Below are 15,119 nucleotides of genomic sequence, written 5' to 3'. Positions count from 1 at the left end.
GTTCTCACCGACTTTCCGTCAGGGGGGTGCGGGGGGAGGGGGTGTGGGGATTGGGGCAGCGGGCATTGCCGGACGGCATACCGGGTGCCAGGGGGTTCCGCCGGCCGGGCCGCCTCGCGGATGCAGCCCGTCGGGGCGCGCGCACATGCCGACGCGCCGGGGAGTCTCGTGTCAGGGGGCGGGCGGCACACCCTTGCCTCGGTGCCGACGCGAGGGCCAGGGTGTCCGGCGACAAGGGATGCGGGAACACCCCGTATGCCGTTTCGTCAGCCGGTCGGCGGGTGTCCCGGCTGGTGCCCTCCAGGTCCACCACGATCGTGACGCGCGCCGAGCGTGGGACGGGAGACCGAAGGGCCGCCCCCTCTACGGGCGGAGAACAGCTCCCTTACGGGCAGAGAACGGCTCCCTGGAGCGCACAGGTCTCCCGGAGTGCTCGGCGGCGACCGCGCCCGAGGCCACGTAGGACGGCAACGGCCGTCGCGCCGGGCGGACCGGATCGGCGCCACGCCGGGCGGCGTGTTCGACAACTGTGGCTGTGGGGGGAGTTGGCACCGTTTCTCCTTGGCTCGGATCTCCGTGTGCACAGCAACGATCGTAATAAAGTTACATGACTGTCAAGTAAAGTAATGGCAAGCTACTGTGAGCTGGTGCAGGACATGCCCGGAAACGAAAAGAAGAGAGCCCCGGGGGCCAAGGGCCCCGGCAGACCGCGTGACCCGTCCGTGGAGAAGGCGATCCTACGAGCAGCCGTCAATCGGTTCGTGTCGGACGGCTACTCCCGTATGACGATCGGTGACATCGCCGCAGACGCGGGCGTCACCAGGCCCACCGTCTACCGGCGTTGGGCGAACAAGCACGATCTCGTCGTGGACGCTCTGGACTTCAACTTCCAGGAGGAGCGCGAGCGCGACCCGCTCGGTCCGCTGGAGGAACTCCCGCCCGCCGATGCGCTGGGGAGGGCCCTGCGGTACGCGGTTCCGTATGCGCCCCCGGGCCGGGGAATGACGGTGATAGGGCATGTCCTGACCGAGACCGAGCACAATCCCGGTCTCCTGGAACTGGTACGGCGCCACGCGATCGGCCCCCGGATGCAGCCCCTGATCGACACACTGCGGCGGCTGCGCGAGGAGGGCGCCCTGCGTTCGGACATGGACGTGCTCGTCGTCGCGGACATGATGACCGGCAGCATCTACTCGTCCTACCTGCGCACCGGAGACCGGGACCCAGGACTCGCGGACCGGGTCGTCGCGGCCTTGTGGCCCGTCCTCGCCGACCGCTGCTGAGCTAATAGGCGTGGTGTCGTGTGCGTGAGGGGCGGTCCGGTGACGGCCAGACAGGCGTCGAGCACGACGCTGCGGTACTGGGTCTGGCGCAGGCCACGACGTAGAGCCTGCTCAAGGTGGTCAAGGTCGGTGACGGTGGTGATCGCTTCCTCCAGCACGTATTCGGTACCGCGGAACTCGCGTACCTCCTTCTTCGGGGAGGCCACGGTCACGGCGCCCTCGGCGTCGTAGCGCCAGGGCAGCCCGCCCTCGGCGACCTGGGTGCCGACGCCGGCGGGAGTAAGCAGGCGGGAATGCCGCAGCCACCGGCGCGCAGGCGTTCGGCGAGGGTGCCCTGGGGAACCAGCTCCAGCTCGATGTCGCCGGAGAGGTACTGGCGGGCGAACTCCTTGTTCTCTCCGACGTAGGAGGAGGTGGCGCGGACGATGCGTCTGGCTTCGAGGAGCACGCCCAGGCCCCGGTCGTCGACACCGCCGTTGTTCGACACGACCTTCAGATCCGTCGTGCCGCGACCGAGCATCGCCTGGATCAGTGCCGAGGGGATGCCGCAGAGCCCGAAGCCTCCGACGGCCAGTGACGATCCGTCGGGAATCGGTGCGCCCGCTTCGGCTGCCGATGTGATGACCTTGTCCATCAGCGTGCCCCCTCCAGGTCGGCGAGGCCCAGTTGCCGGGCGATGAGCAGGCGTGGGATCTCGCTGGTGCCCTCGCTTGTCTCGAGGATCTTGGCGTCGCGCCAGAAGCGGCGACGGGGTACTCGTTCATGAAGCCGTAGCCGCCGTGGACCTGAGTGGCGTCGCGGGCGTTGTCGACGGCGATCTCGGAGCTGTAGAGCTTGGCGAGTGCGGCTTCCTTCTTGAAGGGCTCGCCGGAGACCGGCTTCGAGGCGGCGTGCCGTCAGGCCGGCCGCGCGGTGTGCGCGCATGTGCCGGTCCGAAGAGCCGGGCATCGCGGAGGCCTCGATGAGCAGGAGTAGAAGGGGGCGGTTCGTCGCGGCCATGACCGTGACGTTCCCAGCTTCACTGGCCCGCTCGACCTCGCGCCTGGCCTCCTCGGCCGTGGCGGGGATTCGCTCGGGCAGCGCCGCCCGGACGTCTTCCGCCTCCAGGCCCTCCCGGACGCGCCAGGCCTCGCTCAGGGGCTCAAGCGTGCTCATCACAGGCCCAGTTCGAGGTTCCCGCCGGCTGGGAGCAGTTGTTCGGCCCAGATGACCTTTCCTTCGCGGTTGTGCCGCGTGCCCCAGTGGTGGGCGAGCGCCGCGACGAGGAGCAGGCCGCGACCGCCCTCGTCGAAGACCTGGGCACGGCGCAGGTGCGGGGCGGTGCTGCTGGCATCGGAGACCTCGCACGTCAGTGTGGACTGGAGGATCATCCGCAGCTTGATGGGGGCTTTGCCGTAGCGGATGGCGTTCGTCACCAGTTCGCTGACCATGAGTTCCGTGGTGAAGGCCATGTCTTCCAGCCTCCAGGCGGCCAGCAGGTCGGATATGAATTTGCGCGCGTCGGCGACGACGGCCGGATCGGAGGGGAGGTCCAGGGTGGCGACGTGGTCGGCGTCCAGTGCTCGGGTGCGCGCCAGGAGAAGTGCGACGTCATCGGCGGGTCGGGTGGGCAGCAGTGCGTGGAGCAGTTCGTCGCAGGTGTCCTCCAGCGAGGCCGGTGCCTGGGCGAGGATGTCAGCCAACACCGCGAGGGCGGCGTCCACGTCGCGAGTGCGGCTTTCGATGAGGCCGTCGGTGTACAGGGCCAGGAGACTGCCCTGTGGCAGTTCGAACTGGGCTGTTTCGAAGGGGAGGCCTCCCAGGCCCAGCGGCGGGCCGATCGGCAGTTCCGGGAAGTAGACCGCAGGGGAGGCCGAGCCGACTCGGCTGCCGGAGGTCAGGGGAGTGACGACGGCCGGCGGAACGTGCCCGGCGCTGGCGAGGGAACACAGGCGGGAGACCGGGTCGTACACCGCGTAGAGGCAGGTGGCGCTGATCTCGTCCGCATTCCGTTCCTCCTCACGCTGTAGGCGGATGACCACGTCATTGAGGTGGGTGAGTAGGTCGTCGGGCATCAGGTCGATGTCCGCGAAAGCCCGGACAGCCGTCCGTAGTCGGCCCATGGTGGCGGAGGCGTGCAGGCCGCGGCCGACCACGTCGCCCACGACGAGGGCGACGCGGGCTCCGGAGAGCGGTATCACGTCGTACCAGTCGCCGCCCACGCCCGCGCGGGATCCGCAGGGCAGATAGCGGCAGGCCGTCTCGACGGCCGTCTGTTCGGGTATCTGATGCTGGAGCAAGCTGCGCTGGAGGGTGAGCGCGGTGGAACGCTCGTGGGTGTAGCGACGGGCGTTGTCGATGTAGACGGCCGCTCTGGATGCGATCTCCTGGGCCAGGAGCAGATCTTCGTCGTCGAAGGGGTCCGCGGCCTGGTGGCGGAGGAACTGCGCGAGGCCCAAGGGGATTCCGCGGGCCCACAGCGGAACCAGGAGCACGGAGTGGACGCCGAGGGTCTGAAGGGCACGTCTGTGGTCCGCAGACGCCGCCAGCCATGTGGGAAGGTCCGAGGCCGTGACGCGGTGCCGCAGGGGCTGTCCGGTGGCCAGTGCGCGAGCCGGCTCCGACTCCTCGGGGTAGACCTGCGTCTGCCCTGTGCCGACTGCCGAGTCCGGGCAGCCGTCCGACACGGACTGCTGGGCGACCCGACGGACTACCGAAGGAGCGGCTGCCGGTTCCATGCCGTCTTCCTGGAACGCGGAGTCGAGTAGGTCGACGGTGACGAGATCAGCGAAATGGTCGGTACCCACATCCGCCAGTTCCTGGGCGGTGCGGACGGTGTCCAGAGTGGTACCGATCCGCGTGCTGGCCTCATTGATCATGATCAGCCGCCGCTGCAGCCAACGGTCGCGTTCCCTCTGGTACGCCGCAACAGCCCCTTCCGCGGTGCGATCGACGTACTCGAAACCCATCATGCTGAATGTGATCGTCGCCGCGTTGATCAGTTCCGGGGCTGCGGTGAGAGGGGCTGTCTCCTCAAGGAACAGACGAAGCAGACCGGCGTGGACGAGCCGATAGACGCGTAGGAGGACACTGATTTGCACCCCGTGCTCAGCGAGTCGGCAAGCGAACTCGATGCCGGCAGGTGGCGTCGTCACGTCGGCCATGTCAATGCGGTGCTCGAGAACATCCAGAACGGCGGTGACGTGTTCGGACACGGCCACTGGCGCGAGAGCGGCGATGTCCTCGTACTGCCACAGCTCGGGAAGCTCACGGCGCAGACGCTGCAGCACCGCGTCGACGAACTGGTCCGCTCGGGGCTCGAGCTCTTGCGCGAGACCGTCAAGGAAGGCACGAGTGTCGGGTCCCACACCTCAAATGTACGAGCAAACGGTGTGGCGGGCACCCGTGAGAGGGCGGGGCTGAGGGCCCGATCCTTTTTGGCGAAGCGGAGGCCGACGTTGGGTTTCGCTGACCCGCCCTGTGAGAGGTCGTCGGTGCCTTGGGCTGCTGCCTTGAGCCGGCGGAGAAGGGTGACCATCTGCCGGCCCAGGGCCTCCACCAGTGGGGACGTGGCGACACCATGACCCGGCAGACGAAGACCGCGCTCACTGGCGCGTGGAGGCGCTCTCTGTGTGGTTCAGGCATCTGACCACCGACGTCTCAGCTTCCAGCCTGGTTCGTCCCGCTCCGCATCACGCGCCGGCGATGGGCCCGCACTGGGCGTGACCAGGTACTGCCGCAGGTACAGGCCGCGGAACGTCACCGGCCCGCGGGGGCCGGGAACGCGGTCGATGTCGATTCCCGTCTTCGGGAGCCGCAGTGGTTTGAAGCCGTCGAGCAGGCGCGTGATGGAGTTCCAGAAGGCTCCGGCGCCGGTATAGGCGTCGACGAATTCCGCAGCTGCGTCGGGATCCTCGGTTGCGATGGCGGCGGCCAGTCCCGACCGTGTCGATCCGGGCGCTCTGTGGGGCTCGGCCCGTTCGGTGAAGGGCTGACGGACCGCGGCCGTCGCGCCCGGCTCCATCGCCACCGACATGACCTGCTGGTGGACCGGCTCGCCATGGTCTGACACACCGCCCCAGCGGGCACGCAGCCGGGGTCCCCGGACCCCGCTGCCTGCCTCCCGCACTGCTTCCGGTCACTCGCGCCCGCACGGCACAGCCGCAGACCACCAGGCCCCGTACCCCGACGGGGCACCCGCCCCGGAAGCCGCGGTGCTCATTGATCACAACTCGATACGCTCCCTGGCGGGCACCTCACCGGTCTTGGGCGAGTTCGGGGTCCTCACCGAGGACTGGTAGGCCCGTGATCGGGTGATCGGTGTTCCCTCGGGCTGATGGTCTGATGAGGTGCCAGTTGTCACCGGCTGTGATCTCCGGGGGCGTATCGGCTCCAGGGGGATCCGGCCTCGGCCGCGGTGCGGGTCGCAGTGGTGTCCTGGTGGCCGAGCATGCCTGCGACCACGGGCGCCGGGGGCTTGGAGGGCGAGCTGCCGCAGGGCAGCGATGCGGCTGCCGAGGGTCGGGGCACCGGCCTTGGTGATTGCGCCGTTGCCGTCGGCGGGCCGGGCTCATCCCATGACGTCGGGACTCGTTCATGGGGTGGGCCCGTGCTCGCAGGCTGTGCGGTTCAGATTTCACCGCGATCGAGAATGAGTGGCATGGTCGACCAGAACGAACATGCGTGCTCCGCCATGAAGTCGCTTACCGGACTGAGACGGCTGCCGCCCGGCTGGAGCGTCATCATGGTGTCCGTCAGCCGAGGCCAGGATGCCTGACCCTGGCCAGAGGGGCGGTGGGACTTGGTGAATTCGCCCCAGTACCTGATCACCTCGGCGGACAGTTGCCGCTGCGCCGGTGTGAAGCGGGAAGAGACATCTTCGCGGCTGTCCGGGAACCAGTAGGCCACGTCGTATCCGTGCGATGCGAGGTACTCGTAGCCTGCGGGAGTGCTCGGTGCCGGCACGTTCGGATCGTCGAACTGGTAGTAGTAGGTCCGTGTCTGCGACGCGAAGCTCTTTGCCAGAGCGACGTTCGTGCAGCCGCCCAGGCCTCGCATTCCGCTGTCGGTGATGAGGTCGCCGATCACGTAGGGGATCGCATACGCTCCGCTGTACTTGTCGGCCGGGTACGCCTTCAACACGGCATCGGTGTGGTCGGGGCCAACGAGCCGTGTGACCCAGGCCCTGTAGTCGGCAGCGGTGAATTTGGTGAAGGCCGTCCCCGCGGAGCGGCCCTCGTTCCGGGTGCTGCCGAGCAGGATCGGAACACGGTTCCAGTCACCCACTGCGATCTTCTCGTTGGCCGGCCGTGTGGCGACGGGGTTCCAGTTGCCTCCCGCCGCGGTGAGTTCGGCCGGCGTCTTCGACCGGAGGCACTCCGCCACCTTCGCCGACTCGGTGCACCCCACCTTCTTGGCCAAATCCTCCGCACGGGCAACGGCCTGACTCGGGGTGTCGACGTCGTGGAGGCAGTCGTCGCTGCTCAGGATGGCGGCACTGTACAGCCCCTTGGTCGTGTGGTCGGTGAGCAGTTGGCAGGTGTTCGTCGCCCCCGCCGACTGGGAGGCCAACGTCACCCTGGTCGGGTCGCCTCCGAACGCGGTGATGTTGCGCTGGACCCACTCAAGCGCCGCCTTGGAGTCCATGAGGCCGTAGTTGCCTGCCTGCCCCGTGGACGATTCCTCGGCAATGGCCGGATGATCCAAAAAGCCCAGGGCGCCGAGCCGATAGTTGAAGGCGACGACGATGACGCCGTTGACGGCGGCCATCCGCCCACCATCAAAGCCGTTGGCACTCCCGCCCGTGTTGCTGCCTCCATGGGCGTACACCATGACCGGCAGCGATGCGGCGTGTGCGGTGTGGGCGGGCCGATACAGATTCAGGTACAGGCAGTCTTCGGTGCCAGTGGTGCCCTGAGGGCAGATGGGAGGCGCGACGGTGCCATCGCGCACTCCCCGCCACGAGGCCGCCCGCTTCGGAGGCTCCCACCGCAAGGCGCCCCCCGGAGGCGCCGCATAGGGGATGCCCAGGAAGGCGTCGGCGTCGAGCGACGTTGCAGGGATCTGTTTGGACACCCCCCGGATGGCACCGGTCTCCGTCTTCACGACAGGTAAGGGGCGTGCTGCAGCCGAGGCCGGCGTGGCCATCAATCCGAAGGCCACGCCAGCGACAGTCACAAGGGCAGAAATGCGCCCACGAAGAGAGACAGGCATGTGCGGCTCCTCGATGTTTCTGCTTCGCGAATAGCCATGAAGCCTGCAAGCCGTGGGTGCAGGATCCCAGGGCGGAAGTGTCCAGCCGTGGGCCTACAACTCGCAGGGTTGCGCTGTGTCGGCAGTACCGACGAAGGCGGTCAGCCCGCGCCTGCCTCGCACGTCGACGATCCGTCCCGATCGGACCGACTTCGCCGAGCCGTTACGGCGTACGCGCCGGCCGGTTCACCGGAGGGGTGTCCTTCGTGCGGCCTCAACGCAGACCGAAGCTTTGCGGAGCCTGTGACCGGCGTCACCGTTTTGGTCATTGTGTGCACGGCAGGCTGGGGTCCCGGACTGGTAGGCCCGTGATCGGGTGATCGGTGTTCCCTCGGGCTGATGGTCTGATGAGGTGCCAGTTGTCACCGGCTGTGATCTCCGGGGGTGTATCGGCTCCAGGGGGATCCGGCCTTGGCCGCGGTGCGGGTCGCAGTGGTGTTGTGCTGGCCGAGCAGGGACGGCCGCCGGCCGGAGCTCAGCGCAGGCCGGCGAAGAGGTCGTTCTCGGGCAGGGGCGCGCCCGTGGTGTCGTGGACCCGGACGAACGTCTCCACGCCCATGAGCTGCGTGAACCTCTCCTTGCCCATCCGCAGGAAGAAGATGTTCTCACCCTGGCTGGCATGCGCGGCCAGCGCGTCGAACTTCTGGCCGCCGAACTCGGTGGTGTCCACCCACGTGCTGATCTCCTCGTCGGGCAGGCCGATTTCGGGCCCCTCCGCGGCCTCGGACGGATCCGGCTCCTCCCAGTCCGCGCCGAACTCGCGCATGATCTGCCCGAACTCCTTCATCATCGAGCGCGGCGCCGTCGTCCAGTACACCTTCGACGCCACCCCGGTCAGCGACAGCGCTGCCATCGTGATCCGGTTCGCCTGGATGTGATCGGGGTGGCCGTAGAACCCGTTCTCGTCGTAGGTCACGACGACATCAGGCTGGTAACGCAGCATCAGTTCGGCCAGCCGGGCGGTCGCCTCATCCACGGGCGTACTCCAGAACGATCCGGGCGCGGTGTTGGCCGGCCAGCCCATCATCCCGGAGTCGGCGTACCCGAGCAGCTCAAGATGACCGACCCCCAGGACGTCACAGCTCGCTTCGAGCTCGCCTCGACGCATCGCGGCAACGGCAGCTGGATCATGCCCTGGGTCGCCCGGCTTGGCACCCCCCGGACCGTCACCGCAGCCACCGTCGGTGCACGTGACGAGCACCGTGCGGATGCCCTCCGCCGCATAACGCGCCAGAACACCCCCTGTTCCCGTGGCCTCGTCGTCCGGGTGGGCGTGCACTGCCATCAGCGTCAACGCCCGGTCAGCCATGAAATCCATCCCCTGGTCGGTCAAGCGATCGGCGTCAGTCTGCGGCACAGCGGTACGTGACCGCCCGCAGCCCGCCGAGTCCGTCAGGTGTCCCCCGGGGATCCGACCGGCCTGGGTTCACCCGCTGCTGTCCTTCAACTGATCATTTCAGAACTGATCATTTCAGAACGGGCCCCGGCCGGATAGACCGGCCAGGGCAGCGGGGACTCATGTACCACTTCGCGGGATGCGACCCGAAAGAGTCCCACTGAACCGTACGTTCAGGCCCGGAGCGGTACCGGCTCCGGACTTACGGCACGTCCGCGAACCCCTGAACCTTCCCCTCGTTCACTCGCCACCCCGCTACCAATACCCCCAGGGCCCGCTCATAGCAGTCGGCGACCGCGAGCCCGGGCGGTTCGTTCCCCGACAGCACCAGGGACACCAGGCCATGGGCCATTCCCCAGACGGACAGCGCGATGAGCTCCGGGTCGGACTCCGAACTGAACTGCCCTGCCTGCTGTCCGCGCCGCACGGCGTCGACGAGGGGCCGGTAGGTCTCGATGGCCTCAGGCGGCCTCTCCGACTCCGACTCCGACTCGGACGGGCACTGGACGCTGCGGTCGGAGAAGAGGATCGCGTAGAGATGCGGGTTGGCGATGGCGTATTCGCGATAGACGAGCCCAAGTCGGATCACGTCGCCGACCGGGTCGTCCGTGGGACGGTTGGCTGCCAGGCGTGCGACGAAGAGCCGCGCGGCCTCCTCGTACAGGCTGCTGAGCAGACCCGCCTTGTTGCCGAACAGCGAGTAGACCGCCGTGGTCGAGGTCTTCACGTCCGCAGCGAGCTGTCGCAGGCTCAGCGCGGCAGTGCCGCGGTCGAAGACCGTGGCGGCCGCGCGGTGCAGGAGCCGGAGCCGGAGTGCTTCGTCATGTGTCTTGAGCCTGGCCATGGAGCCATCGTATGACAACACCGTTACGAATGCTTCCCCGTATCGCCTTGGCTGGTTGTCGGCCGCCCTCCCCCCGGTCAGGACCTGCCGCTTCCGGGTGGGCTGCTCTTGCATATGGGCAGGTCAGAGCATGGTATCTCGACCTCTCTCCGAATGAGAGGTGCGCGACAGTGTTGCATCGAGCAATAAAAACGCTGTTACGGTTCGTTCGGCGCCGACCTCCTGCCCGGCGCTGGCTAACGATCTAGGAGAAGTCATGTTTGAGGGGTTTGGGCGTCTGATTCACCGGAGGCGAAAGCCTCTGCTGATCCTGACTTTGCTGTTCGCCGTCCTGTCAGGGGCCTACGGTGCCGGTGTCTTCGGCTCGCTGACGCCGCTCGGTTTCCAGGACCCCGGATCCGACAGTGCTCGCGCGGCCAAGATCGCCGAGAAGGCGTTCCCACAGCGGACACCGGACGCGGTGATCGTCTACCGCGACGAGGACCGCACCGTCGACGACCCGTCGTTCCAGCAGGCGGTGGTCAAGCAGGTGGAGTCCCTGCCGAAGGCGGACGTGACCGGCTACCTGCACTACTGGCAGACCAAGATGCCGGCGCAGGTCAGCCACGACCGGCACGCCACCTACGTCGCGCTGAACCTCCACGGCAGCAGCGAGAAGGCCAAGGAGGACTCGTACAAGGCGGTCATGGACAAGATCCCGGCGCCCGGCCTTCAGACCCTGCAGGGCGGAACGGTGCCCACCGGCCATCAGGCCAGTGAGAAGATCGAACATGACCTGAGAACCGCGGAGATCATCTCGGCTCCCGTGCTCTTCCTGCTCCTGCTGGTCGTGTTCGGCAGTCTGGCCGCGTCCTTCCTTCCTCTGATCGTCGGCGTGCTCTCCATCATCGGGTCGATGGCCGTCCTGCGGACCATCGCGAACATCACCGACGTGTCCGTGTTCTCCATGAGCCTGGTCACGATCCTGGGTCTCGCGGTCGCCATCGACTACGGCCTGCTGATCGTGAGCCGCTACCGCGAGGAGCTGGAGGCCGGCTACACCGGCGAAGAGGCGATCGGGCGCACCATCGCGACGGCCGGGCGCACCGTGGTGATCTCCGGCACCACGGTCGCGGCGGCGCTGGCCGGCCTGACCCTCTTCCCGTCGACGTTCCTGAAGTCGATGTCGTACGGCGGTGTGGCCGCGGTCGTGCTGGCGGTGCTCTTCTCGCTCGTCGCGCTGCCCGCGCTGCTCGCCGTGATGGGACCGAAGGTCAACGCCTTCCCGCTACGCCGCAAGAAGGCCGCGCGCCCCGCGGCGGCGGGTGAGGGTGCCTGGTACCGGTTCGGGCACGGCCTGATGCGGCGGCGGTGGGTCGTGGTGGTGGGCGCGGTGGGCCTGCTGCTGACGCTCGCCCTGCCGTTCTCCAAGATCGAGTTCGGCTCCATCAACGCGCAGCAGCTGCGGAGCACTTCCGAGGGCCGCCAGGTCTTCGACGCCATGGAAAACGACTTCGACGGCGACGCGGTGAAGTCCATCGACTCGCTGCTCGTGCTGAAGTCCGACGGGACCTCGAAGGAGCAGGGCGCGGCGCTCCAGGCATACGCCGAGCGGCTCGGCGCCACCGAGGGCGCCACGAGCGCCCGGATCAGCGGCGTGGAGGGCACCACGGCCCGGGTGTCGGTCACCTACGACGGCAACCCCATCTCGACCCACGCGCGGGACCTGGTGAACCGGATCAAGGAAGTACCGGCGCCACCGGGCGCCCAGGCCTACATCGGCGGAGAGTCGGCGATCTACGACGACACTCTGGACGCGCTCGGCGAGACCCTGCCGTGGATGCTGCTCTACATCGCGGTGATGACGTACATCCTGCTGTTCCTCGCCTTCGGTTCGGTGCTGCTGCCGTTGAAGGCGATCGTGATGAACATGCTGTCACTGACCGCGACCTTCGGGGTGCTGGTCTGGATCTTCCAGGACGGCCATCTGAACGGCCTGCTCGGCTTCGACCCGACGGGCAACATCGAGCCCAACATGCCGATCATGCTGTTCGCGCTGATCTTCGGGCTCTCCATGGACTACGAGGTGTTCCTGGTGTCCCGGATGCGGGAGCAGTACGACAAGTCGGGTGACAGCACGGAGGCCGTGGCGACCGGGCTGCAGTCCATCGGGCGCCTGGTCGTGAGCGCCGCGGTGCTGATGTGCGTGCCGCTCGCGGCGATCGGGATGAGCGAGGTGCTGACCATCAAGCTCTTCGGCGTCGGCATGGTGTTCGCGGTCCTGGCCGACGTGCTGGTGGTGCGCGTCCTGCTGGGAACGGCCGTCATGAGACTGCTGGGCAGGGCGGCCTGGTGGGCTCCGGGCCCGCTGGCCCGCTTCTACGACCGGTTCGGCATCAAGGAGGGCGACATGCCGGCGGAAGCCGACAAGCCGGTGCTCGTCGGGGTGTGAACCTGGCCAGGGGTCTGAACCCGGTCAGGGGTGTGAACCCGGTCAGGGGTGTGAACCCGGCGAGGGGCCGAAGTGCCTTCCCCTCGAGGCACTTCGGCCCCTGTCGCGTCTTCGCCGCGCGAGCGGGGTGCCTGCGGGGCCCTGCCGTGTCCGGGCACCCCGCCGAGGGGTCACTCCGTCGGCTGCTCACCCCGCCCGCACGCACGGCGATCATGGCGACGGTGGTTCGCGTCCTCCTGGGCCAGGCGCCGTAGCAGCCGGACGACCGGCTCGAACAGCACGGTGAGGACCACCGCCCGCTCGGCGAGGGCGATGCGGTCCTCGATCCCCTCGAACTGCGCGAAGTCCAAATCGGCGGTGGAGGTGGCGAGCTGTGCGTAGGGGATGAGGTCGTCGGCCGTGTAGTCGGTGCCGAGGCGGCTCAACGCGGCGAGACTTTCGGCGAGTGCGGGGCGGTGCGGTGACGCGTCGGAGATCCGCCAGCCCATGTTCTCGATGAGAGCCTCGACCCTCGCGGCGGCTGCGCCCGCAACAGCCTCGTCGGCGGCGCTCTCCGCTCCGGGACCGTCCGCGCCGTCCGCGACGCCCTTCCCGTTCGTTTCTGCGGAGGGCACGGGCAGTGCGTGGTGGACGACGCCCAGAGTCTCGAACGCATCCAGTGGACGGTCGACGGCTTCGAGCACTTCACGGGTGCGGGCGACGGAGAGCCCCCCGAGCTGGATGAGAGAACGGATCAGACGGAGCCGCTGGATGTGCTCCTCGCCGTACTCGACCGTGGTCGGGTTCAGCGCGCGTCCCTCGGGGAGCAGCCCTTCCCGTCGGTAGTACTTGATGGTCGCCACCGCCACCCCGGACCGTCGGCTGAGCTCTGAAATCCTCATGCGCTCCCTCACGCTCAACTGTCCCACCAGTATCGCGTTACCGAGGGTTGCCCCACTGAGCTCGATAGTGCCACTATCGGGTACTCGGTAGTAACACTATCGAGCGCTTCTTCTCTGTGCCCACTTCTCCGTGCGCGTGGACGACATGCGCCCGCGGAAGCCGCCTGCACCGCCACGGCCCACACCCAGCCGCAGTTCTTCCCCCGCCCCGGGCCCGGGCCAGTCAGTTCTGGGTCCGGTCGGTCGTCTCGTACGCCTAGACAACGGAGAACCACACCATGTCCCAGCGAATCGGCAAGACCCACTGGAAGCGCTTCGCCGTCGGTGCGGTGCCGACGGTGGCCGCCACGGCGGCGGTCGCCGTCTCCATGGCCCAGGGCGCGCTGGCCGCTTCGTTCAGCATCTCCGGTTCCGACTTCCAGGTCTCGGCCGGCAAGTTGAGCGGCACCGGATTCGGCAACTACGCCACGGTGGACGTCGCCAAGAACGGCAAGCACGTGCCCGTCTCCGTGTCGTCCATCAAGAACGCGACGATCGTCGACATGTGCCAGTCCGTGCCGGTTGACCTACCCGTGCTCGGGACCTACACGATGACGCTGAAGGCGGGCGGGTCGGGCACGCCGGTCAAGGCCAAGGACCTGTACATCGACATGACCGACCTCCAGGCCAAGAAGGGCACCTTCACCAACGTCGACATCGGCGTCGCCACCGGTGCCATGACCAAGGGTCAGGTCAACCCGAAGGACGACGTCGATCCCAACGGCTATGCGCAGGAGGCGGACGCGGTCGAGATCATCGATGCCCACCAGCGGGTCTGGGCCAGTTCTGCGGGCACGTTCGAACTGTCGGGCCTGCACATGAACATCGCGGCCGGCCGCCACGACTGCTTCTGACCTCGCTCCCGCCCTCTGGTCTCCCGTGCGCGCAAGCGGCCGGCGACTGCCCAGGGGGCGGCAGTGCTCCACCGTCCTCGCGGACACCCTCACCCACTCACGACTTGGGAGCTGCCACATGACGAGTGCAGGTGCACCCGCGCACCCCCACAGCGACAGCGGCTTCGCCCGTGCTCGCCGGGACTTCCGGGCCTGGCGGCGCACCCGCCCCTTCTGGGCGGGCCTGCTGGTGCTCCTTGCCGCTGCGCCCATCATCTACTTCCCGTATTTCAACCTTTCCCTGGGCGTCCTGTCCGTGGCGATGTCCACCACTGCGGGGGCCGGGTCCCTGGTCATCGGCCTGACGCTGATCGTCCTCGGTGGACTCCTCTGGTTCCAGCCGATCATCAGGTTCTTCGCCGGCTGTGTCGCGGTGTTCCTCGGCGTGTTGTCGCTTCCCATCTCCAACTTCGGCGGTTTCTTCGTCGGCACACTGCTCGCGGCGGGGGGCGGACTCCTGGCTCTGGCGTGGGGCCCGGTGGACGGGCACCCGGAGGCCGTACCCGACGCCGCCGAGGGGCCGTCGGTCGCCGTCAGCCGGGCGGGAGGACAGGGGAGTGAGTGACCAGTCGCCCGACACCCGCGGCGAGGCCGCAGACCCCCGATTCGCTCGACCACCCAAGGGCCGGCACGCCATCCCCCGTACGTCCGCGCTGACACGCCTGCGTCTGCCTGTCGGGAGGGCACTCGCGCTGACCGCGCTGCCGACGGCCCTCATCCTGGGAGGCCAACGCCTGCCCGAGTCCGCGGACACGAGCGCCACCGCGGCGCTCTCCGTTTCCGAAGAGGGGGCAGGCGCGCCTGGTGCCAGAGGTGTCGACTGCGCCCGTCCCGACGACACCTCAGCCTCTGCGACGAACGCTCCCGCAAACCCCACCCCGTCCGCTGATCCCCACACGGCCGGCGCTCACCCGAGCGGGGAGCCCGTCACGCCGCCGTCGCACACGGACGACGAGGGAGCGGGCCCGACCCCGGCACCGACCGCCACTCCCACCCCCTCGCCCAGCGCGACCTCCGCGACAACGAGCCTTGCGGACATCCTCGGTCTTCTCTTCCACGACGACGCCGAGCAGCAAAGCCCGTCACCCGACGCGAGCCCCTCACTCCACGCGAGCCCTACA

The 15,119-nt window shown here is 68.2% G+C and carries 11 protein-coding genes and 2 pseudogenes; 4 read left to right on the top strand and 9 right to left on the bottom strand.

From position 1 onward, the window contains the following. The first annotated feature begins 656 nt into the window (after positions 1-656). Positions 657-1,283 carry a TetR/AcrR family transcriptional regulator gene (locus JIX56_RS15255; RefSeq protein ID WP_257541040.1) on the top strand — a complete coding sequence of 209 codons (627 nt, stop codon included), beginning with the start codon at positions 657-659 and terminating at the stop codon, positions 1,281-1,283. A 134-nt stretch (positions 1,284-1,417) separates the two neighbouring features. Here JIX56_RS15255 and JIX56_RS15250 read toward each other — a convergent pair. The 7 genes and pseudogenes from JIX56_RS15250 to JIX56_RS15220 all read right to left on the bottom strand — a co-directional run. Continuing rightward, positions 1,418-1,917: pseudogene (locus JIX56_RS15250) on the bottom strand (CoA transferase subunit A); the annotation flags it as partial. Further along, a pseudogene (locus JIX56_RS15245) lies at positions 1,917-2,203 on the bottom strand (acyl-CoA dehydrogenase family protein); the annotation flags it as partial. The pseudogenes JIX56_RS15250 and JIX56_RS15245, both read right to left, overlap by 1 nt. Before the next feature lie 234 nt (positions 2,204-2,437). Beyond that, on the bottom strand, positions 2,438-4,630 hold the full coding sequence (locus JIX56_RS15240) for an ATP-binding SpoIIE family protein phosphatase (RefSeq protein ID WP_257541038.1): 2,193 nt from the start codon (positions 4,628-4,630) through the stop codon (positions 2,438-2,440). A 269-nt stretch (positions 4,631-4,899) separates the two neighbouring features. After that, on the bottom strand, positions 4,900-5,298 hold the full coding sequence (locus JIX56_RS15235) for a hypothetical protein (RefSeq protein WP_257541036.1): 399 nt from the start codon (positions 5,296-5,298) through the stop codon (positions 4,900-4,902). Positions 5,299-5,891: 593 nt separating this feature from the next. Then, entirely contained in the window at positions 5,892-7,367 is a 1,476-nt protein-coding gene (locus JIX56_RS15230) for a carboxylesterase/lipase family protein (protein ID WP_257541034.1), read from the bottom strand. 622 nt (positions 7,368-7,989) lie between these two features. Then, positions 7,990-8,823: a PIG-L family deacetylase gene (locus JIX56_RS15225; protein WP_257550878.1), complete on the bottom strand. Its 834-nt coding sequence runs from the start codon at positions 8,821-8,823 to the stop codon at positions 7,990-7,992. Between the two features lie 289 nt (positions 8,824-9,112). Beyond that, a complete protein-coding gene (locus JIX56_RS15220; RefSeq protein ID WP_257541032.1) occupies positions 9,113-9,754 on the bottom strand; it encodes a TetR/AcrR family transcriptional regulator in 642 nt (213 codons plus the stop codon). Positions 9,755-10,070: 316 nt separating this feature from the next. Between JIX56_RS15220 and JIX56_RS15215 the strand changes: the two genes are divergently transcribed. After that, positions 10,071-12,185: an MMPL family transporter gene (locus tag JIX56_RS15215; RefSeq protein WP_257541031.1), complete on the top strand. Its 2,115-nt coding sequence runs from the start codon at positions 10,071-10,073 to the stop codon at positions 12,183-12,185. Positions 12,186-12,355: 170 nt separating this feature from the next. Here the strand turns inward: JIX56_RS15215 and JIX56_RS15210 are convergent, their stop codons facing one another. Continuing rightward, on the bottom strand, positions 12,356-13,066 hold the full coding sequence (locus JIX56_RS15210) for a MerR family transcriptional regulator (protein WP_257541029.1): 711 nt from the start codon (positions 13,064-13,066) through the stop codon (positions 12,356-12,358). 278 nt (positions 13,067-13,344) lie between these two features. Here JIX56_RS15210 and JIX56_RS15205 point away from each other — a divergent pair, with 278 nt between their 5' ends. Then, positions 13,345-13,959 carry a DUF6230 family protein gene (locus JIX56_RS15205; protein WP_257541027.1) on the top strand — a complete coding sequence of 205 codons (615 nt, stop codon included), beginning with the start codon at positions 13,345-13,347 and terminating at the stop codon, positions 13,957-13,959. A 118-nt stretch (positions 13,960-14,077) separates the two neighbouring features. After that, complete coding sequence (locus JIX56_RS15200) at positions 14,078-14,563, top strand: DUF6114 domain-containing protein (protein ID WP_257541025.1); 486 nt, start codon at positions 14,078-14,080, stop codon at positions 14,561-14,563. A gap of 342 nt (positions 14,564-14,905) precedes the next feature. On the opposite strand, the gene JIX56_RS15195 is transcribed toward JIX56_RS15200, so the two are convergent. Then, the gene (locus tag JIX56_RS15195) at positions 14,906-15,037 is read right to left on the bottom strand and encodes a hypothetical protein (protein WP_257541023.1); all 132 of its coding nucleotides are present in this window, start codon (positions 15,035-15,037) and stop codon (positions 14,906-14,908) included. Positions 15,038-15,119: the final 82 nt, after the last annotated feature.

The sequence above is a fragment of the Streptomyces sp. CA-210063 genome, assembly GCF_024612015.1.
Classification (GTDB): Bacteria; Actinomycetota; Actinomycetes; order Streptomycetales; family Streptomycetaceae; genus Streptomyces.
This window is presented reverse-complemented; position numbering and strand designations above follow the sequence as displayed.